Source organism: Sphingosinicella sp. CPCC 101087 (genome assembly GCF_004151485.1).
GTDB lineage: Bacteria > Pseudomonadota > Alphaproteobacteria > Sphingomonadales > Sphingomonadaceae > Allosphingosinicella.
Map to the genome: position 1 here is coordinate 116,502 of NZ_SBFF01000011.1, position 20,668 is coordinate 137,169.

Here is a 20,668-nt window from a genome sequence, read left to right on the forward strand (position 1 = left end):
CCTGAGATTCGGCCTAATTCAGACTAGCTGGCGGCGCGCCGTGTCCAGGCCAGCGCGTCGTGCTAAATAGTCGAATGACGACACCCTGTCGTCAGACCGAGACCACCCGGCTGCGCACGGTCCGCGCGGCATATTCGCGAAGCCCTTCGAAAAAGCGGGAGAGGCCGAATTCGAGCACCTCCGGTGCATGCGCGAAGCCGATTCGCACATGTCCCGCAGCACCGAAGAATTCGCCGGGCGCCACGATCACGCCGTAGCGATCGGCGAGCCAGCCGGAGAAATCGAGCGTGTCGGCGACGCCGGTCAGGCGCGGAAAGAAGATGCAACCGAAATCGGGCAGGCGGCCCGACACCAGGCCCGCTTCCTGCCACGCGCGGAAATGTCGCTCGATGATGGGCCGGGCGAGATCGAGGACGGCATCGGAATAAGCGTGGAAACGCTGCCCTTCCTCGAGCACCAGCGCCGCGACCGCATGGGAGAGCTTCGACACGCCGAACTCGAAATGGTCGCTGACCTGCCGGATCGGCCCGATATTCTCCGGCGCGGCGATGATCCAGCCACAGCGCAGGGTCGACAGGCCGAATATCTTGGTGAGGCTGCTTACGGCGATGACGTTCGGCGAGAGGTGCGCCGCCGATCCCGCCCGCGCGGCGCGGCTGGCATAATCGCCATAGACCTCGTCGACCACGACGCGCACGTTCCGTTCGGCGGCCATGCGGGCGACGCGAGCGATCACGTCCGGGCGCAGCAGCATTCCACTGGGATTGTGCAGGTCGGACAGGACTATCAGGCGGGTACGATCCGTGATGTTCGCCGCGATATCGAATTCGTCGACCGCGAAATCGTCGCCTCCGCGGTGAAAATGGTCGACCTCGGCGCCGAGCGACCGGCCGATATCCCCGAACAGATCGAAGCCGGGGGTCTCGACGAGGACCCGGTCGCCCGGCGTCAGAAAGGTGCGATAGATGAGCGACAGGCCGCTCGTGGCCCCCGTCGTCGTCAGGATCCTGTCGGCGGGCACGCCGTAGCGCTCGGACAGGGATTCCAGGACGAACGGATTGCCGTTGACGAAGACGCTCTGATACTTCTGCGTGATCGGGTCACGGAACCCCTCGGCGACGATCTCCCGGAGCAGCTCCACGGGCTCCTCGACCGAGCTGTCGAACAAGGGGATGACCTCCGTTCCGGCCGAGCGGGCGTGGCCGATCGCCCGCCGGACCCATTGAGCATAAGCTTCGCCGCCCATGCTCGTCGTCACGAAGGTCGATTTCGCGTCCACGCTTGCACTTCCCTTTACATGTTCGGACGGGATGGCGAATTCGGCCCCGCTGTCTCTCCCATGCGCCGAAGTTTATGAGTGGGCGGGCGAATTTGTTACCCTAACTTGGGCGGATGCAGTTGAGCCGCCGCATAATTCTCGCCCGCCTCGATCCGGATTTCGTCGGCCGCTATGCGCTCGGCACGCGATCGGCGGCCGGAAGCGTCGGGCGGCGAACCAGCCAGTAGAGATAGCCCACCAGCCCCCAAGCTCCCACCAGGACGTAGGGCCGCCAGTCTGCCCCCAGGCCGGCCAGGATCACGACGACGGCGGCGATCACGCCGGCAATGGAGGCCGTTTCCACCGAGCGCCGCGACCACCGCAGCGAAGCGCCGGCATGAAGCTCCGGATGTCGGCGCACCAGGCCGATCGCCGAAAGGCATGAGCATAGATATTTGAGCATGGTCGGGATGTTCACCGCGAGCAGAAGGAAGACGAGGTTCGACGGGAGCAGTAGTGCCGCCATCGTTCCCAGATAGGCCACGCCCAACGCGACGTGGGGCGTTCCGAAGCGGGCGTTCACCACGCCCATGGCGGGCGGAAGCACGAGCGACCGGCCCATCGCGAACAAATAGCGCGAGAAGATCAGCACGATCGCGTTCATCGTCTTGAGGATCGAGACGACCGCCGCGGTGACGATTACCGGTGTCGCCCAATTGCCCATGCCGACCCGAGCCGCTTCGAGCAAAGGCGCGTCGCTGCCGGCGAGCGCGCCCGGGCCGAGCAGGCCAAGCGCCACGATCGACACCGCGAAATAGACGGCAGCGGTAAGCAGCACGGCCAGCGTGATTCCGCGCGGGATCGTCCGGCGCGCGTCGCGCACCTCCTCGCCGATCTCGGTGGCGGATTCGATTCCCAGGAAGAGGGTGATCATCAGCGGTACTGCGGCGACGATCGCGGGCCACCCGGCGGCGAACGGATCGCCAGCCCTGGCGCCGGAAAAGTCACCCACACCGGTGCCGACGAACAGCGCCATCGCAGCCAACAGCACCAGCATCATCAGCGTCTGGACACGCGCGGCCACCGAGACGCCGAGGAGGTTGACCAGGAAGATCGCGCTGATCACGGCCGCCATGGCCGCCTTGTCCGGCACGGCCTCCATCCAGCCGATCCCGGCCATCTGGAGATAATTCACCAGCACCGTGGCGAGCACGATCACCGCCCCGATGCTTCCCAGGATGCGCAGCCACGCGACGAGGAAGCCGACCAGGGGATGAACGAAGCGGCTCGGCCATTCGAACGATGCCCCGGAACGTGGCAGCGCCGAGCTCATGAAGGCGTAGACCAGAGCGAACAGGATCATCGGCACGGCCGCGATCACGACCGCCGGCAGCAGGCCCGCACCGGCGATCGCCGCGGCCGGCTGCAGCACCGTGAAGATGGACACGCCGATCGCCGTGCCCGCGCCGAACATGACGACCCCGACGAGGCCGACGCGCCGCTTGAGGCCGGAACCGTCTTCGCGCTCGTCCGCGGATCCGACGCCCGCGCCGTTCATCGCGGCGCCGCCGGCTCGTCGTCCGGAACGACGGCCTGGCACTCCACCTCGACAAGAGCGCCGAGCGCGAGTCCGTCGACTCCGAAGGCGCTGCGCGCCGGCAGACGTTCCCGCTCGAAATAATCGACATAGACGCGGTTGAAGGCAGGCCAGTCGGCCATGTCCTCCAGCATCACCGTGCAGCGCACGACATCGGCGAAGGTTCGGCCCGCCATGGTCAGCACCGCAGCGATATTGTCCATCGCCTGGCGCGTCTGCGCCTCGATCCCTTCCGGCAGCGTTCCGTCGGGCCGGGCGCCGATCATTCCCGACAGATAGAGCGTGTCGCCGACGCGGACGGCGGGGGAGAAAGGCGCGGTCGATCCCGGACGGCGGAAATGCTCGACCTGGGCGCGCTGCGCCGGCTCGGCCGCCGCGGTCGCGCCGGCGAGCAGGAGCGCGAGGGCGGCGAATGCGCGCCTCACGATGCGCCCCCCGAAGCCGCCTGGATGGTCGGCGGCTCGGTGAAGGGACGGATGCCGAGCGCGTCGTAAATCTCGTTGGGAAGATAGGCCACGCCGCCGCGCATCACCAGGCGCGGCCGGCGGATCGCGGAGACGTCGCGAGTCGGATCCCCGGCGATGAGGAAGAAGTCCGCGAGCTTCCCTTCCTCGATCGAACCAAGCTCGTCGGCGCGGCCGAGATATTCCTCCATGCCGAGCGTGGCGATACGCAGCACCTCGGCCGGCGGAATGCCCGCCGCCTGATAGAGCTCGAGCTCGCGCTGCACGGTGAAGCCGGTGCCGTCGTCGGTGCCGGGCAGCAGCTTGATTCCGCGGCCGTGCAGTAAGGCGATCGTGTCGAGGATGCGCTGGAAGCCCTCGCGGTAGCGGGCGTCGTCCTCCGGCGATTCCAGCGGCACGAAGGTGCGGCGGCGGTAGCGCTGATAGCCGATCGGCATATGGTCCAGATAAAAGGCATCGCCGGGCTGGACCGTTCCGGCCCGGCTCAGCATCAGACGCTCCAGGATCACTGCGGTCGTGTCCAGCGCGATATTGCGTTCCGCCATAAGGTCGACGGTCTGCTGTACCTTCGGCGAATCGAGATCGAGATCGGCGCCGCGCGCCATGGCGGTAAGGCGCAGCGGCGTGCGGGTATCCTCCCCTTCCTCGATCAGCCAGCCCAGCATTAGCTGGTTGATGTGGGCGATCTCCTGATAGCCGGCGCGGATCATGGCGTCGGGTGTGGTGAAGGCGGGCACATGGCCGGTGACCCCGAGCCCGCGCCGGCGCGCCTCGGCGGCGATGGCGGGCACCCAGGCCGGATTCATCGAGTTGTAGATCTTGACCTGCCAGTAGCCGTGATCGGCATACCAGCGCACCGCCTCCACCGCTTCCGCCTCGCTCTCGACGACGAAGCCGTTGCGCGCGGAGAAGGGGCTGCGCCCCTCGACGAAGCCGTTGCGGACGATTCGAGGACCGGCCACCTCGCCCGCTTCGATGCGCCGCACGAGATCGAGCAGGCTGTCATTGTCGTTGCCCATGTCGCGCACGGAGGTGACGCCGGCGGCGAGATAGAAGAGCCCGCTTTGCATCCTGTTGTGCGAATGCATGTCGTGCAGCCCGGAAACGAGCGTTCCGCCCTCCCCGTCGATCACTGTCTGTCCGGCCGGCGCGCTGCCGGTCTCGATTCCCGCGACGACCCCGGTGATCCGATCGCCCTCGACGACCACTGTCGAGATGTCGGAGAGGCGTCCCGCGACGGGATCGAAGATACGCACGTTGCGGATCCGGACGGGGCCGGCGAAGCGATGTGCCAGCTGCCGTTGAAGCGTCATGGCACGCTCGGCGCTCAGGGTCTCGGCCAAGGCCTCGATTGCCGGCACATGGCTCTCATAGCCCTCCCGGATAGCAGCCGAGCCGCCGACCGTGGCGAACAGCCGATTCTCGCTGTCGAGCATCAGATAATCGGGCGACATGTCGTTGCCGTCGATCCGGTAGATGGTGACGGGGACGGCCGCCTCTCCCTCGCCGATCCGCATGTCGCGCACCTTTTCGATCCGCAACTGCCCGCCCGGCAGCACGTCGATGGCATGGTCGGGATCCGCCAGGAGCGCTCTCGCATAGACGCCCAAGGTGAAGGGGCTGCCGTCATTGACCACGTACAGGCGCGGCTCGGCAGCTTCGACGTCGCCGCTATCAGCCTGGCTCCGCCACACGGCGCGACCATTTTCCCAGCGATAGGATTCACTGACCTGCCCCCCCATGAGCGAGCGGCCTTCGATCGAATAGACGATTGGAATGTCGCCGGGGCCGAGCACGATCTCCTCGCGGTGCCGCGGGCCGCGACCATTATTATCGACCAGATAATCGACGGTGACCCTGTTGCCTTCCGCTTCGGAGCGGACATGGCCGACGACCTCGCCATTCGACACGATGGACAGCGAGTCCGCTGCGCCGGCTGCCGCGGGGGCCATGACGAGGCCGAGCAATGCCCCGAGGCAGGCCAACCAACCATTGCGCGTCCATTGCATTCCCTGCTCCTTCACTCGGGATTCGCTCTTTCCAGCAGATAGCGGACCGCCGCCAGATCCTGGGCGATGTGGCCCAGCGACTTGTAGAATGTGATATCGCCCGAAGTTCGCCGACCCTCGACCCGCCCCGAAAGAACCTCCCCGATCTCGCCGCGTATGTGGGCGTCGGTGACGACGCCTTCCTCGCGCGCCACGAGGAACTCGGCCGCGGCCGCAAGTGCCGATCGCCGATAATCCACGAAGTACCGGCTCACCGCGACGAGATGCGTGTCGACCTCGCGCGGGCCGGCATGGCTGGATCCCACGGCATTGATATGGGTGCCCGGACGGACCCAGCGGCCCTTCAGGATCGGCGCCGCCGAGGAGGTGACCGTGCAGATGACGTCCGCTTGCTCGGCGAGCGTCTCGCCCTCTTCGAACACGCGCGCGGCGATTCCGACCGTCTCTTCGGTCCAGAGCGCCAACCGCCTGGCCGACATCGCGTCGCGGCCCCAAATCCCGATCCGCGTGAACCGGCGGACGCGAGTCAGCGCCTCGATGTGCGACCGCGCCTGGGTGCCGCAGCCGTAAATGGCGAGGCTCGAAGCGTCGGGGCGGGCCAGCGCATCGGCGGCGACCGCGCTCGCGCAGCCGGTGCGGATTTGGGTGATCGCGCCGGCATCGGCAACGCACCTTACCTCGCCCTTCTCGCCTTCGAAAAGGATGACGAGCCCCCGATGCGCGCCTCGTCCCGGTCTGACGGGATCGGGGAACACGCTGATCAGCTTGGCGCCGAACGCGGTCGATCCCGCCATCATTCCGGGCATCAGGCCGAAAAGGCGGGATTCGCCAAGATCGACGATGGATCGGAGCGGCTGCTCGCGTGCATCGGCGGACAGGCTGGTCATCGCCTCGCGCATCGCGGCAATGCAGCCGTCATAGTCGAGCCGGCGATAGACCTCGGCCTCGTCGAAATAGGCCGGGACGTTCATTGCCCCGGCCGCATGAAGATGCGCATGTCCCGCATCAGCTTCTGCAAGCTGGCCTCATCGCTATAGGCCATGTGGCCGCCGCCATAATAAGCGATTCCGGCCCGCTCGCGGGGCCAGCCGGACTGCGCCAGAGCATATTCCGAAGCGCCCGTCGTCGTCGACGTGTCGTATATCCCCACCCCGACGAGCACGCGAAAATGGGGCACGCGTTCCATCACCTCGGAAACAAGCTGCATATAGGGCCAGTCGGAAAAGGGACTGGTCGCGCCCCAGTCCCAGCCTTCGAGCCCGCCTTCGGGAAATTCGGCGAAGCGATATTCGTCCTGCCAGTCGACTCGAAGGTTGTCGCGCAGATGCTCCTTGAAGCCGCGCTGCACCGCATCGGCGATCACGTTGGAAGGATCGCCGCCACCCGGTGCCTCGCTCGGCGGACCGGCATAGCGCCCGTCGTTGCGGCCGAGGATCAGCCCCTGGTCCTTCAGGAGCTCGCGCCGATAGGCTTCCTTGGTGATGCGCAGGTTATGGGCGAGATAATAGTTGGCGGAAAGTCCCGTGAGCGCTTCGAGCCCCTCAGCGATCCGCTGCCGCTCGACCGGCTCGAGCTGGTCGCCGATGTAGAGGGCACGCAGATATTCATCGCGGGCGAAGGCGCGCGATTCGTCCAGGAGCTGTTCGAGGGTGCGGCCCGCCCGGTCCACCTTTCCATGGTGCCAGGCGAGTGCCGAAAGGGTCGGCATCGACACGGCGAAGCTGACGATGTTTCCCGGCCGCTGGGAGAATTCGATGATGTTGAGCGCCTGGCCGAAAAGCACCATGCCTTCCAGCTCGACGGGGTCCGGGCCTTCGAGAAGCGTCCGCGCAACCTGCGCCGCGCGCATCGTCCCGTAGCTCTCTCCGAACAGATATTGGGGCGATTCCAGCCGGCCATTGTCGCGCAGCCACCGCCTGATGAAGGCCGCGACCTGCTGCCCGTCACCGACCACGGAACGATAGATATGCGGGTCGACGCCCGGCATCACGCGGCTGAAGCCGGTGCCCGCAGGGTCGACGAAGACCAGGTCGGCGACATCGAGGATCGTGTGCGGATTGTCGACGACCGGGAGTTGCGTCGTGTCGGCGTCGAGATCGTCCGGAAAGGCGATGCGCTTCGGGCCGAACGCGCCCATGTGGAGATAGACCGAGGCGGAGATCGGGCCGCCGTTCCAGATGAACATGACCGGTCGCTCGGCGGGATTGCCGGCATCCTGCGCCAGATAAGCCGTCGAGACGATGCGCGCGCCAGGCCGCCCGTCCGGGTCGGGAACGACCGTCTCGGCGACGACGGAGCGGTAGCGCACCTGCTTGCCATTGAAGGTGCCGACCTGCTCGACGATCACCGGCGCCCGGACTTCCGGAGCCGCCGCCTGCGCGAGGGCCGCAGGTGCGAGGAGAAGAATGAGCATGGCTGCGACGCCGAGCAGGCCCGGCGAGACGGCCCCCTGCCCGAATAATGGCCTTCTCGATTGCACCTTGCGCTCCCTCTCCCCGCTTCGAGACTCAAAGCCCCAGGCTCCCGAGCCTAGAGCCATCACCGCGAAACTTTCTTGCGTATTGCGGGGCTCATCTGGTTCGAACGACATGATCGTTCCGGCCGCGGGGGCCGTCGCCGCATTCGCAATGCGTCAGCGGCCGAGGAAGCCGCGAAGCGGCAGCGCGGTAGTATTCTTCAGTTCCGACAAGGTCACCGACGACTGGATGTCGAGCACGCCCGGCAGCTTCAGGATCGTGTTGAAGATGAACTTCTGATACCATTCGAGGGACGGCGCGAGCACCTTGATCAATATGTCCATCTCGCCGAACATCGTATGACATTCCAGGATCTCGGGCGTATCCTCGACCCGACGCATGAACTCGGCCCGCTTCTCGTCGCTGAGCGTGCCCATCTTGAGGGTAGCGAAGATCAGGAGGGTCGAACCGAGCTTGGACCGTTCGACCAGGGCAACTTCGCTCTTGATATAGCCTTCATCCTTGAGCCGCTGCAGCCGCCGCCAGCAAGGGGATTGGGAAAGCCCCACGCGGTCGGCGAGTTCGCTCGTCGAAAGCGATGCATCCTTCTGGATCTGTTCGAGGATGCGAATATCTACCGGAGAGAGTTCTTCGCGCACGCCTTGCCCGCTATCGTTTGATTCTAGCCCAGTCCTATTCAATCTTCCAGGCAGGGCAACATAATTATCACTGCCGATCGACCGCAGTCACGAACGCCCGCACGGCTTCGGCGAAACGGGCGCGGTTGGGGGGCTCCTCGAACGGGGAATGTCCGGCCGGCAGGACGAGGAAGCGCACGCGCTCCGGCGGGATGCCCGAATGACGGATGGCATGATGGGCGGCAGCGACCGGAGTCGCCAGATCGTAGAGCCCGCCCGCAACCATCAACCTTAGCGCGGGTCGCTCGGCCATGGCCGCAGCGATATTTCGAAGCGGATTGTGGTAAAGAGTGCGGTCGTCCGTCGCCTCGAACCAGTTCCAGCGGAAATTCACATCGAGCGTCAGCGACACATAGTCGCGGTCGACCGGGACGCCGAGTTCCTCGCGCATGTAGCGGGTGATGGCCGCCGAGTGGATGACATTGGTCGCACCCAGCCCGAGCGAAGGGTCGTTCGCCGCCGCCGGCCGGCCGTCGCGCGCCGGCGGCCGCACCGGAGCGGCAACCCTCGTGTCGAGCCGCCCGACCAGCTGGTTGCGGTCGGCCAGCAGCGCTTCGACGAACAGATCGTTGCTCACGCGAAGGTCGGCACCGGCGATCGTCTCGGCAGGAAGGCCGATCAAGGCGGCCATGCGCGCGGCGATCCGCCCTTTCTCCTCCGGCGGCAGCGCCGAACCCTGGTGGAGCGCCGCCAGATAGTCGCGCTCGGCAAAGGCGCGCGCCTCGGCGACGAACTGATCGACCGTGAGGCCGCGCCGGTCGACCCTTTCATGATGCCAGGCCGCCGCGGCCATGGTGGGCAGGCTGAAGATGCGGTCCTCGTCCGACCTGCCCGCGCCCGCCATTCCGGCCGTATCGGTCGCTGGAGAGATGAGCAAAAGACCATGCACGTTCAGGTCGCCGGCATCGCCCATCATCGTCGCGAGCCGATAGGCGCCGTAGCTTTCGCCGGCGATGAAGATGGGCGATCTCTCGCGGCCATGATCCCGGACCCAGGTGCGGATGAGCTGCAGCACTGCGCCCGCATCCCCCTTCGGGGCCCAGAAATGCGATCCGTCCCCGCCCGGAAGCACGCGGCTGAACCCGGTGCCGACGGGATCGACGAACACAAGATCGGCGACGTCGAGAAGGCTGTCGGCATTGTCGGTGAACGGCGCGACCGCGTCGCGTCCGGGGGGACGAAGTCGAGGGCCGAAGGCAGAGAAATGGAGCGGCGAGGAGGAGGCGCCCGGCCCGCCGTTGAACAGGAAGAAGACGGGCCGTTCGACCTCCACATCCCGGCGCAGATAGGTTGTCGCCGAAATGGTCGCGCTCGGCCGCCCGCTTTGGTCGTTCAGAGCATATTCGCGAAAGACCGCGCGATAGCGCAGCGGGGCCCCGGCGATCATCGCCTCATGGTCGGTCTCCACCGGCCCCACGATGAGTCCGGCGACGGTGGGCACCGGATCCATGCGCTGCACGCCGGCCGCAGGCACCGCCGCCAGGATCAAGGCTGCTGCCGCTGTCCGGAGCGCTTTGCTCATCCCCGCTCTCCCTTCGCTTTCCCGGTCGAGTCTAGCAGTCGGACAAGGAGAATCCTGCCCGACTTCCCGCGCGATGGGGCTGGCGGCGCATGAATAATGCGATCCCCCGTAAGCTCGCGCATCATCCATGCGCCGGAACACGGCACAGCCCGCGGGGTTCGCCCCCTCGAACGGGCATAATCATTCCACTCGGCGGGCCTGCACCACGGCGAGCAGGCGCCGCGGTGCGCAGGCGATCCTGATCGGAATAAATTTGCCGCGCCGCGCACGCTAGTATCGGCCGCAACGAAAGGAGCCGAGATGCATCTGACCCGTCGTGCCTGCCTGGCCGGATTGGGCGCCCTCCCGATCGCGACTCCGGTGGCCGCGACGGCGGTCCCGGCGCAGCCGCTCGCCCTGCCCGACCGGTCCTCGTTCCGGATCGGCTCGCAGGCCTATCTGGACTCCGGGTCCATCCACCCGGTGAGCCAAAGCGCGAAGGCGGCCGTGGAAGCCTACGTCGCCGCGCGCGCAACTCCGGGCTCCGGCAGCAGCTCGGTGGACCAGGAGCGTATCCTCTCCCGCTTTGCACGCCTCATCAATGCCGATCCGGCCGATGTCGCGTTCGTGAAGAGCACGACGACCGCCGAACATATGATCGTCGACGGCCTCGGCCTGTTCGACTCGAACGCCCATATCGTGACGGACACGCTGCATTTCTTCGGCTCCTTTCCCCTTTATGAGGGGCTGGCCCGGCGCGGCGCACAGGTGACGTGGGTCCGCCCCCGCGACGGCCGGATCCTGATCGAGGACATGGAGCGCGCGATCACGGCGCAGACGAAGCTGGTCGCTCTGTCGCTGGTCTCGACCTATAACGGCTTTCAGCACGACCTCGCCCGCATATGCGAGATCGCGCACGCCAAGGGCGCGCTCGTCTATGCCGACGTGGTTCATGCCGCCGGCTGCGTTCCGTTCGACGCGCGGGCCAGCGGCGTCGATTCCGCCGCCTGCGCCAGCTACAAATGGCTGATGGGCGATTTCGGACTGGGCTTCGTCTATGCCCGGCGAGAGGCCTGCGAGCGCCTGCGACGGGAGCGCTACGGCTATTATGGGGTGGCGAGCTTCCAGACCCACGTCTATCCGTTCGATCCGCCGGGCGAGACGGTCGCCGACTTCGAGATGCAGGACAATGCCAGCGGCTGGTTCGCGACCGGAACCTATCCGCACGCGACCGCCGTCCACCTCGACCATTCGCTGCAATATATCCTGGATCTCGGGGTCGACCGCATCAACGCACATGCGCGCACGCTGACCGACCGACTGAAGCGCGAGTTGCCGGCCCTCGGCTATGATGTCGTCACGCCGCTCGAATCGCCTGCGCCGATCGTCACCTGCGTGTTCGAAAATGCGCGGGAGCTGGCGCCGCGGCTCGAGGCGGCGGGCGTGCGGATCACCGTCAGCCGCCACCGCTTCCGGGTGACTCCCTCCGTGTTCAACGGCATGGAAGACGTGGACCGCCTGCTGGCAGCGCTGGGTCCTCGCCGCACATAATGAGCGGCGGGAACGTTTATCTTAGGTCGCTGCCGCGTCCTGCATAAACGTTCCGCACCGGCCTACCGGCACGCCCCGCTTCGACAAGAAAAACCTTCAGGCCGTCGTAAGATGTTTCGGAATCGGGAGTGCCGGACGTCGCTCGCGTGACGATTCGACGAGGCGGGGAGAGAAAGAATGAAGACGAGCATCAGCATCAGGCCCTCCATGCTGCTGTCGACCGCGATGGCCGCCGCCCTGGCCTCCCCCCTTGCGCCCGTTCATGCCCAAAATGCGATCCAGGCGGAGCAGGAGCCGGCCATCGGTCCGCTCGAGGCCACTGCCGAAGAGCCGGTCGAGGAGACCGTCGTCATTACCGGGTCGCGCATTCGCCGGACGGACACCGAGACGGTCGCACCGGTCACCGTCGTCGATACCCAGTCGTTGACCGACCGCGGCTTCGTCAGCGCTTCGGATGCACTGAACCAGGTCACCTCGATCGCCCCCGCACTGGCCATCTCGCCCGCCAACGGCGCATCGAGCGGGACCGGACAGCAATTTCCCAACCTGTTCGGACTTGGGCCGGGGCGCACTCTCACGCTGGTCAACGGCCGCCGGATGGTGACCTCTTCGAGCGGCCTCGGTGATGCGCAGGTCGATGCGAACATCATCCCCACCGGGCTGATCGAGCGGGTCGAGGTCGTCCAGGCCGGCGGGGCGGTCGTCTACGGCTCGGACGCCATTGCGGGCGTCGTCAATTATATCCTGCGCGACGATTTCGACGGAATCGAGCTGGACGGCCAGGCCGGTATCTCGTCGCGCGGCGACTATCCGCTCTTCAGTCTGCGGGGCACGGCCGGCACCAATTTCGCGGGCGGCCGCGGCAACATCGCGGCCAATGTGGAGTGGGCGCGCAGCGACGAACTCTTCTTCTCGGCCCGGCCACTCAGCAACCTGTCCCGCATCACCGCGTCCAACCCGCTCGATACGGGGCCGGATGACGGCATACCCTCGGTCCGCGAGGTACTCGACGCCCGCTTCACCAGCTTCAACACCAGCGGCGTGGTCTTCGCCATACCGGCGCCCGTGCCGCTGCCCCCCTGCGGCAATCAGATCTGCTTCGCTCGCGACGCGCTCGGACGGCCGCTGCAATTCTCCTCGTCGGGCGGGCTCATTCCCTATGACCCCGGAACGCCCAACGGCGTTCCCTTCTCCTCGGGCGGCGAAGGGTTCCGCTTCGCGGACCTCGCCAGCCTGCGTACGGGGATCGAGCGGCTGTCGGCGAACATGCTGGCGCATTACGACCTGACCGATTCGATCACCGTCCGCACCGAATTGCTCTACGCCCGCACCGAGGGCACGCAGACGCCGCAATATCCCTCCCGCACCGTTCTCAACTCGCAGGAATCCAATGCCGGCTATATCGCCTTCACGCGCAGCAACGGCTTCCTGACCCCGGAGGCGATCGCACAGCTTTCGGCAGCGAGCCCGGGTTTTGCCTTCGGCGCCCCCCTCTTCCTGTCGAAGACGTTCCAGGACCTGCGCCTCAGCAATGAGCAGACCAACCTGACCCAGACCTATCGCGGCCTCATCGCGGTCGAGGGTGAGTTTCAGCTGGCCGATCGCGACTTCTACTGGTCGGTGTCGGGCAGCTACGGCCGCGTCGAGGGCGAGGAGCGGCTGTGGGGAATCCACAACGAACGCTTCAACAACGCCATCAACGCGGTTCGCGACGGCTCGGGCAATGTCGTGTGCGCCATCAACGCCGATGCCGACCCGACCAACGACGATGCCGCCTGCGCGCCCATCAATCCCTTCGGCATAGGCAATGTCAGCCAGGCCGGCCGCGACTATGTGAACGTCCAAACCGGCGAGGATTTCACCAACGAGCAGGTCGACCTGCTCGCGACCCTGGGCGGCACCCTGTTCACGCTCCCCGGCGGAGACGTCGGCTTCAATTTCGCGTACGAACATCGCGACGAGAGCGCGAACTTCGTGCCGCTCGAGGCCAACCAGCTGGGCCTGGTCGGCAGCGGATCGCAGGAGATCCCGCAGTCCGGAAGCTATGATACGGACGAGCTCTCCGCCGAGATCCTGGTGCCGCTCGTCGGGGGCGACTTCACCCTGCCGCTCGTTCGGTCGCTCGAGTTCACCGGCGCCTTCCGCTACGTGGACAACTCGCTCGCCGGGTCGGAGAATCTCTGGGCAGTCGGTGGCCGCTGGGGCGTGACGGAAGGGGTGACTCTGCGCTCCTCGTTCAGCCGGAACTTCCGTGCGCCGACCCTCACCCAGCTCGTGGCGCCCCAGTCCACCGAGTTGAGCAACAGTGGCTTCGATCCGTGCGACGCCGACCGGATCAACAGCGGTCCCAATCCGAACGTGCGCCGCGCCAACTGCCTTGCCCTGTTCGAAGCCAATGCCGGCTATGGCGTGCTTGCCGATGGCAGCAATGCCGGCGCCAGCGCGGCGGAGCGCCTTGCTGGCTTCCAGAACCCGTCCGAGAATTTCAACCGCACCCTCGTCACCACGGGCGGCAATCCGAACCTTCGCAACGAGGTCTCGGAGACTTTCACCTACGGCATCGTGCTGCAGCCGCGCTTCCTCCCCGGCCTCACCTTCGTGGCCGACCGGATCGAGGTGGACCTGGAAGATGGCCTGTCCGCCTTCACGACCGAGGACTTCGCCGCAGCCTGCTTCGACAATGTGGAAGCCCCCCCCGGCGTTTGCGAGGCCTTCACCCGCCTCGCCGCGCCCGACGGCGTCAGCCCGGGCGGAACGATCGTCACCGGAACGACCACGACATTCAATGCCGGCGTCGTTCGGTTCCGCGGCGAAGTCTACAACCTCAACTACAATTTCGCTCTTTCGTCGCTTTTCGGCGGGGACGAGAATCTCGGGCGGATGGAGCTCGGGCTGGAGGCGACCCATACGTCGCTGCTCACGACGTCGGTCACCGGCGCCACCTTCGTGCGGTCCGACAATACCGTCGCGACGCCGGATTGGGTCGGCCGTTTCGACATGCGCTACGTGCGCGGGCCCCTCCGCGCAACCTGGCAGATCGTGTATCGCGACAAGGTCAAGGCCGACCCGGACGCGACGATCGAAACCACGTCTCACCCGTTCATCGACAGCAACACGGTGCACAATGCCTCGGTGCAATATGATTTCGGCCAGCTCGTGCTGCGCGCCGGCGTGCTGAACCTGTTCGACAAGGACCCGTCCTATCCCAGCATCGCCCATGGAGACATTCTCGGCCGGCAATTCTATGTCGGTGCCCGCGTCCGCTTCTGATCTCCCGGCGGGGGGCTCTCGCCGCCGCGGGTCGGGCGCATTGCGCCCGATCCGCGGACGCCTGCTCGGCGCGATGCTTGCCGGCGCCGGGACCGCCACCGCGGCCTTCGCCCAATCCGGCGAGGCACCGCGCCTCGCCGTCGAGCTCAAGCCGCTGCCCGAAACGGGCTCCCGCGAGATCGGCCAGCTCGACGTCACCCTCACCTTCGACGCGCCGGTCGACGAGGTGCGCCTTCCGCTCGTCGTCAACAACGTCGAAACGGTGGCGACGCGCCTCACCGGCCTGGACGCCACCGACGCCGACGGGGCGCTGCCACTGAACGCGCACCGCGACGGGTCGGCGGACGACGAGATCCTGCGCTGGACACCGGGCCGGCCAATTCGGGGGCCGCTGACGATCCGTTATCGAATCCCGATCGAGAATAGGCCTGCCACGCGCGGCGCCGCGCCACCGATCGACCTGCGACGGGACGACGGAGCCGTTTCGGGCAGCGGCGCGACCTTCCTGCTCCTGCCGGAGAACGAGACCCCTTATCGTCTCTTGGTCCGCTGGGACCTCTCCGCCTTCCCGTCCGGTGCAGTCGGGGTCAGCAGTTTCGGCGTCGGCGATGCCGCAACGCAGGCGGCGCAGCCGGCAGGCCGGCTGCAGCGCAGCTTCTTCATGGCCGGCAATCTCGGCCATTATCCGGCCGAGGGACGCGACGGCGCCTTCCTCGGCGCCTGGCAGGGCCGCCCGCCCTTTGACACCCGGGCGCTGATGGCCTGGACGTCACGTCTTCACGGTCATTTCGTCCGCTTCTTCCGCGAGACGGACCCGGCACCCTATACGGTCTTCCTGCGACCCAATCCCGTCAATCCGGGCGGGGGCGTCGGCCTCGCAGACTCCTTCGTCGCCACCTTCGACGAGAAGACCGATCCAGACGATCTCCGCCTCACCCTGTCGCACGAGATGTTCCACACCTTCTCGCCGCGGCTGAGCCAGGCCGCGGGACTGGAATCCTCCTGGTTCAGCGAGGGGCTCGCAGTCTTCTACCAGCGCGAGCTTCCGTTCCGCTTCGGCGAGATCGATGCCGACCAATTCCTAGCCGACCTCAACAGCACTGCCGCCCGTTACTATACGAGCATCATGGCGGAGGTGCCGAACTCCGAGGTGGCCGCGCGCTTCTGGGAAGACACCCGAATCCGCACCCTCCCCTACGATCGCGGCGCCCTCTATTTCGCCGACCTGGACCACCGTGTCCGGCAGGCTTCCGGCGGCCGCCGCTCGCTCGACGATCTCATGCTCGCCATGATCGAGCGCCAGCGCCAGGGCCGCGCGCTCGCCAATGCCGATTGGGAGGAACTGCTGGAGCGCGAGCTCGGCGAAGCCGGCGTGGAGCATTTCCGCGCCTTCCTCGCCGGGACGGTGCCGCTGCCCGCGTCGGACGCCTTCGGCCCCTGCTTCCGCCGCACGACCCGGCCGCTGCGCCGCTACGAGCTGGGCTTCGAGCCGCGCGTGCTGGTCGAGCCGCGGCGGATCGTGCGCGGTCTGGTCCCGGGTTCTGCCGCCGAACAAGCGGGGCTGCGCAATGGCGACGAGATCCTCCAGCCGGTCGGGCAGGATAGCCTGCAGGGCGACCAGGCCGGGCTGCTCACCCTCCAGATCCGCCGTGGCGAGACGACGCTCGCGCTGACCTACCTTCCGCGCGGCGAGACCGTCGACGCCCATCAATGGGAGCGGGTCGAAGGCGTCCCCGATTCGGCTTGCGCGTCCTACCGTCAGGGCTCACGATGAATCCGTTGCGCCGCCTCGCCATCTTATTCCTCCTCCTCGTCGCGGCGCCCGCCGCGGCACAACCCGCGCTCCCCGCGCTCGACGTGGAGCTGGCGCCGGTCGTCACCGGAGGCGCGGTGACGAGGGTCGACGTGCAGATGCGGATCGAGGCGCCGGCGCTGGCAGCCGGGGGCGCATTGCTGCGCCTGCCGCTGACCATCGTCTCGATCCCGACCTCCGCCTATGAAGCGAGCGCGATCAGCGCCCGCGACGATGCCGGGCCGCTGGCGCTGACCCAGGAAGAGGAGGCGCCCCGGCCGGAGGGCGTGTACCGGCGCTTTCTCGTCTCACGCGCGACCCGAGGCGATGTCGTCGTCGAATATTCGGCGGCGCCCCGGCAGGTTTCGGAGACGACAAACAATGGCCCCCTGTTCGACATGCGGGCCGAGAATGGCGGTTTCACCAGCGCCGGCATCAGCTTCCTCGCCTTGCCCGTGCGCGAGGCGCCCTTCCGGGTCTCGCTGAAATGGAACCTTTCCCGGATGGCGCCCGGGTCGATCGGGGTCTGGTCGTTGGGAGAAGGCGACGTCGAGACGGTCGCGCCGGCCCAGCAGCTCGCCTTCACCTTCTACGCCGCCGGGCCGATGCGCCGCTACCGGCCCGAGGGTGGCGGGCGCCTGACCCTCTACGCGCTGAGTGAAGCGCCGTTCGACCTCCAGGCGCTCGCGAACCGTATCGGCGGGCTCTACGAGCATATGGCCGGCTTCTTCGGAGAAGGCGCCGACGCCTATCGAGTCTTCGCCCGTCAGCATCCCTATCGCGGCCGCGGCGGCACCGCTTTGCCCCGCTCCTTCACCTTCGGCTATCACGCCCCGAGCAATCCGACGATCGACGAGCTCCAGGGAATGCTCTCGCACGAAATCGCCCATGGCTGGCCGAGCATGCAGGGCGAGCATGGGGAGACGGCCTGGTACAGCGAAGGCACGGCCGAATATTATTCGATCCTGCTCGCTCGGCGGGCCGGCCTGCTCGACGATGGCCGGTTCCTCGAGGAGATCAACGAGCGCGCCGGGGGATATTATGCCCACAGCTTCCGCAGCCTCTCGAACGCCGAGGCGGCGCAGCGCTTCTGGAGCGACCCCTTCGTGCAGCAGGTGCCCTATGGGCGCGGCTTCCTTTATCTCGCCCGCACCGACGGCGCGATCCGGACCGCTTCGGACGGGCGGCGCAGCCTCGACGATGTCGTGCTCGCCTTGCGCGAACGACAGGCGGCCGGTCAGTCCTATGGGATCGCCGACTGGCTCGATCTGGTCGGCCGCGAAATCGGCCGCGATCGCGCCGAGCAGGACTATCGGAGCATGGCGGCGGGCGAGGTCGTCCGGCCCGGGTCGGCCTTCGCCGACTGCTTCCTCGCCGTGCCGGCGCCCGCCCGGCGGCTGGAGCTCGGCTTCGCCCGCCGCTCGTTCAACGACGGCGCGGTCGTGCAGGGGCTGATCGAGGGCTCCTATGCCGAGCGCGCGGGGGTACGCGACGGCGACGCGATCCTCGACTATACGGACCTCGACGAGATCTCGGCGGACGCCGCGAAGGAAATGCGCCTGACGATCCGGCGCGATGGGCGGGAGCAGGTGATCAGCTACCTGCCGCGCGCCCAGGAAGTCGAAGCCTGGCGCTGGGTGCCAAACCCACAGGCTGCAGAAAAGGCCTGCAACTTCTGAGTTTTACGGGCCACCGTGGCCTCCGCTTCACCCCAGCCGAGGCCGGGTCCAGCTCAGAGGTTGCAGGCGGACTCAGGCACATCGGTGCGTACCCATTGCAACCCCGGTACCGGCGAGCTCCAGGGCGAGTAGCCGATCGTAAGCCTTTCCCCGCCGCGGTCGATATCGAGCCGAAGCATTGTACCCTGGCCGGCCTCTTCCGCGACCTCGAGCGCATCCGGGTTGAGGATCGCGTCGCCTTCACGCAGGCCGGCTGCCGCGGCGGCCGAATCGGCGGCCAGGCGCGTGGCCCGCATCACGCCGCCGGCATCGCGGTGGGGCCGGAAACCGGACATGAAGCGCGACAGCAGGCGCCTCTCGCTCCGGAAGCACGGACCGAGCAGATCCGACGGCAGGTCGAGCGGCCTTCCCGCCATCATCGCGTCGAACTCCGCCATGCCGGCCTCGCCCAACGCTTCCCCGACGAGGCTGCGCCAATGGCCGACCAAGTCGGCATCGGCGGGCCGGGCGATGAAGCGCCGGATCAGATCGTCGAGGCGCCGCTGCCCGCCGGAGGCGGCGCGAAGTCGGGCATCGACCAAGGCGAAGTAAAGGGGGCCTCGCTGGTAGGGCACGACCTGGGCGTCCGAATCGGAGAAGAAGAGCCGCGTGACCTCGTCGTTGGGAAGGTGGCTGCGCGGATTGGTGTAATAAGCTCGCGCGAGGTCATTGAACTCCTCCTCCACGCTGTCGAGAGAAGCGAGTCCTGCGCGATGGGGCAGGATGGCGGTATAATAAGTGTTCGCTCCTTCCGAATACCATTGCGATCCGGTGCCTGAGCCGCCGACGAAGCTGTGCAGCGCCTCGTGCGCCAGCAGCCCGCGCAGCCCCTCGGGATCCCGCGCCTCGCCCGCGACGGTGCCGAACATGAAGCTGTGATGGCCTCCCGATCCGCCGCCCTGGAACCGCTCGGTCGTGCGCATGAAGATCCGGAACGGCGCCTCTCGGCCGAAGAAGCGGGCGCCATAGAGATAGGCCTGCTCGGTCCAGGCCAGCGCAGCGGCGAGATCGAAGGGGGGCGGCGTGATCCAGTAAGCGACGAAATTGCCCGATCCGTCGGCCGGCAGGCTGTGCAGCGGCCCGGCCATGAAGAAGGTGCTGCCGAGCTCGCGCTGGTCGAGCAGGGCCTCGACCCTACCCTCGCCCAGACTCGTCGCCGCGCGCGAGCCCGTGGGCATCTCCGACAGGTCCCAATCGATCCGCACGGGCCGGGGCCATCCGTCGACCGGCAAAGCGAGCATCACGCGCCCCGAGCCGTGGAAGCCGGCGCCTTCGGTACGCATGTCGTAGAGCGGGCCGGGCCGGGTTTCGGGCGTGACGGCGCGCGGCGTGGCGGCGTAGCGCACGACGACCTCGCCGACGGTGGCGCGCCGCGGCAGCCAGCGGCGGTTCTGCTCGAACTGGCTCGGATCGATCGGATCCTCCTCGGTCTCCATCGGCAGCGGCCCCGCTTCGTCGGCAGCGACGAGACCGGCCGGATCGAGCAATGCGCCCGGCGCCATCACCGCGACGATGGGCAAGGTCAGGAGCGGCTCGCCCGCACGGGCCTCGGGCGCCGGGATGGTGAGCCTGACGTCGACGCGCCGCACCACGCCGTTGCTCATGCGCGGCGTCAGCGTGACGACAAGCGGCGTTCCCGACGGCGCCGCACGCGCGGGGGCAAGGAGGCTCGCCAAGGCGAGCAAGCCGAGGGTGAAGACGGAGATCGGGCGGCGCGGCACGTTCCCACCGTAACCTGCCCTGCGGGGATTTCTTCTCTTTCCCAACAAGTGCGGGTCTTATGCGGTCAAAATCTATGCTTCACGCGCTTCCCAGCCGCAGTCCCTATGCGTCGCTGCTCTCCGCAAGAGGGAAGATTGCCGGGCTCCGCGCCTCCCGGTCGGGAGCGGTCGCGCCGGCTGCCGCCTGGATCTTGACGAGCAGCCGCTTGAGCTCGGCCACCTCGTCAGCCGTAAAGGAAGCGAGCAATTCGTCCTGGAGCTCAAGAGCGAGCGGCGCAACTTCTTCGTACAGACTCCAGCCGGAGTCGGTGAGCTGGAGGAAATGCGATCGTCGGTCGGTCGGATGGGCGAGCGCCCGGACCAGGCCGCGCGCGATCAGGCCCTTGGCCGCACGGCTGACGCTGATCTTGTCCATCTCGGCAAGGCGGGCCACGACGAGCGGAGTCGCCCTCTCCGCTTCGGCGAGTATCGCGACCAGCCGCCATTCGGGAACCGAAAGGCGGAAGCGCTCTTCATAGATTCCGGCGATGCGCCGACTGACCGAATTCGAGGCGACGGACAGCCTGTAGGGGAGGAAATCGGCCAGCCGGATCATGGGTGAGCGCGCCATGGACTGCCTCTAAGGCAATTGAC

14 protein-coding genes are annotated in these 20,668 nt (G+C 67.2%); 4 read left to right on the forward strand and 10 right to left on the reverse strand.

Translation table 11 applies throughout. The features are described from left to right. Window positions 1-91 precede the first annotated feature (91 nt). From EKM57_RS17445 to EKM57_RS17480, 8 genes are all read right to left on the reverse strand, one after another. Window positions 92-1,279 carry a pyridoxal phosphate-dependent aminotransferase gene (locus tag EKM57_RS17445; protein WP_243451114.1) on the reverse strand — a complete coding sequence of 396 codons (1,188 nt, stop codon included), beginning with the start codon at window positions 1,277-1,279 and terminating at the stop codon, window positions 92-94. 169 nt (window positions 1,280-1,448) lie between these two features. After that, entirely contained in the window at window positions 1,449-2,816 is a 1,368-nt protein-coding gene (locus EKM57_RS17450; protein WP_129793803.1) for an APC family permease, read from the reverse strand. Further along, window positions 2,813-3,280, reverse strand: a complete 468-nt coding sequence (locus EKM57_RS17455) for a RidA family protein (protein WP_129793804.1) — start codon at window positions 3,278-3,280, stop codon at window positions 2,813-2,815. Before EKM57_RS17455 ends, EKM57_RS17450 begins: the two co-directional genes overlap by 4 nt. Beyond that, on the reverse strand, window positions 3,277-5,328 hold the full coding sequence (locus tag EKM57_RS17460) for an amidohydrolase family protein (RefSeq protein ID WP_243451115.1): 2,052 nt from the start codon (window positions 5,326-5,328) through the stop codon (window positions 3,277-3,279). The genes EKM57_RS17455 and EKM57_RS17460 overlap by 4 nt, the downstream gene beginning before the upstream one ends. An 11-nt stretch (window positions 5,329-5,339) precedes the next feature. Then, window positions 5,340-6,299: an ornithine cyclodeaminase family protein gene (locus tag EKM57_RS17465; protein WP_129793805.1), complete on the reverse strand. Its 960-nt coding sequence runs from the start codon at window positions 6,297-6,299 to the stop codon at window positions 5,340-5,342. Further along, the gene (locus EKM57_RS17470) at window positions 6,296-7,807 is read right to left on the reverse strand and encodes a S10 family peptidase (RefSeq protein ID WP_243451116.1); all 1,512 of its coding nucleotides are present in this window, start codon (window positions 7,805-7,807) and stop codon (window positions 6,296-6,298) included. Before EKM57_RS17470 ends, EKM57_RS17465 begins: the two co-directional genes overlap by 4 nt. 153 nt (window positions 7,808-7,960) lie before the next feature. After that, window positions 7,961-8,443 carry an Lrp/AsnC family transcriptional regulator gene (locus EKM57_RS17475; protein WP_129793807.1) on the reverse strand — a complete coding sequence of 161 codons (483 nt, stop codon included), beginning with the start codon at window positions 8,441-8,443 and terminating at the stop codon, window positions 7,961-7,963. A 67-nt stretch (window positions 8,444-8,510) separates the two neighbouring features. After that, window positions 8,511-10,004 (reverse strand): S10 family peptidase, encoded by a 1,494-nt coding sequence (locus EKM57_RS17480; protein WP_165357523.1) that lies wholly within the window; start codon window positions 10,002-10,004, stop codon window positions 8,511-8,513. Between the two features lie 300 nt (window positions 10,005-10,304). On the opposite strand from EKM57_RS17480, the gene EKM57_RS17485 reads away from it, so the two are divergent. From EKM57_RS17485 to EKM57_RS17500, 4 genes are all read left to right on the forward strand, one after another. Further along, the gene (locus EKM57_RS17485) at window positions 10,305-11,534 is read left to right on the forward strand and encodes an aminotransferase class V-fold PLP-dependent enzyme (protein WP_129793809.1); all 1,230 of its coding nucleotides are present in this window, start codon (window positions 10,305-10,307) and stop codon (window positions 11,532-11,534) included. Window positions 11,535-11,711: 177 nt separating this feature from the next. Continuing rightward, window positions 11,712-14,804: a TonB-dependent receptor domain-containing protein gene (locus EKM57_RS17490; RefSeq protein WP_129793810.1), complete on the forward strand. Its 3,093-nt coding sequence runs from the start codon at window positions 11,712-11,714 to the stop codon at window positions 14,802-14,804. A gap of 40 nt (window positions 14,805-14,844) precedes the next feature. Next, window positions 14,845-16,578, forward strand: coding sequence for a peptidase M61 (locus EKM57_RS17495; RefSeq protein ID WP_243451117.1), 1,734 nt, complete (start codon window positions 14,845-14,847; stop codon window positions 16,576-16,578). Then, window positions 16,575-18,275, forward strand: coding sequence for a hypothetical protein (locus EKM57_RS17500; RefSeq protein ID WP_129793811.1), 1,701 nt, complete (start codon window positions 16,575-16,577; stop codon window positions 18,273-18,275). Before EKM57_RS17495 ends, EKM57_RS17500 begins: the two co-directional genes overlap by 4 nt. 53 nt (window positions 18,276-18,328) lie before the next feature. Here EKM57_RS17500 and EKM57_RS17505 read toward each other — a convergent pair whose 3' ends face one another. Both EKM57_RS17505 and EKM57_RS17510 read right to left on the reverse strand, forming a co-directional pair. Continuing rightward, entirely contained in the window at window positions 18,329-20,035 is a 1,707-nt protein-coding gene (locus tag EKM57_RS17505) for a hypothetical protein (RefSeq protein ID WP_129793812.1), read from the reverse strand. Window positions 20,036-20,138: 103 nt separating this feature from the next. Beyond that, window positions 20,139-20,645: a MarR family winged helix-turn-helix transcriptional regulator gene (locus tag EKM57_RS17510; protein WP_243451118.1), complete on the reverse strand. Its 507-nt coding sequence runs from the start codon at window positions 20,643-20,645 to the stop codon at window positions 20,139-20,141. Window positions 20,646-20,668: the final 23 nt, after the last annotated feature.

Excerpts from the sequence above, each read along its gene's own strand:
- EKM57_RS17480 (WP_165357523.1), bottom strand. The coding sequence starts at position 10,004 with ATGAGCAAAGCGCTCCGGACAGCGGCAGCAGCCTTGATCCTGGCGGCG.
- EKM57_RS17450 (WP_129793803.1), bottom strand. The coding sequence starts at position 2,816 with ATGAACGGCGCGGGCGTCGGATCCGCGGACGAGCGCGAAGACGGTTCC.
- EKM57_RS17490 (WP_129793810.1), top strand. The coding sequence starts at position 11,712 with ATGAAGACGAGCATCAGCATCAGGCCCTCCATGCTGCTGTCGACCGCG.
- EKM57_RS17465 (WP_129793805.1), bottom strand. The coding sequence starts at position 6,299 with ATGAACGTCCCGGCCTATTTCGACGAGGCCGAGGTCTATCGCCGGCTC.
- EKM57_RS17485 (WP_129793809.1), top strand. The coding sequence starts at position 10,305 with ATGCATCTGACCCGTCGTGCCTGCCTGGCCGGATTGGGCGCCCTCCCG.
- EKM57_RS17460 (WP_243451115.1), bottom strand. The coding sequence starts at position 5,328 with ATGCAATGGACGCGCAATGGTTGGTTGGCCTGCCTCGGGGCATTGCTC.
- EKM57_RS17500 (WP_129793811.1), top strand. The coding sequence starts at position 16,575 with ATGAATCCGTTGCGCCGCCTCGCCATCTTATTCCTCCTCCTCGTCGCG.
- EKM57_RS17510 (WP_243451118.1), bottom strand. The coding sequence starts at position 20,645 with ATGGCGCGCTCACCCATGATCCGGCTGGCCGATTTCCTCCCCTACAGG.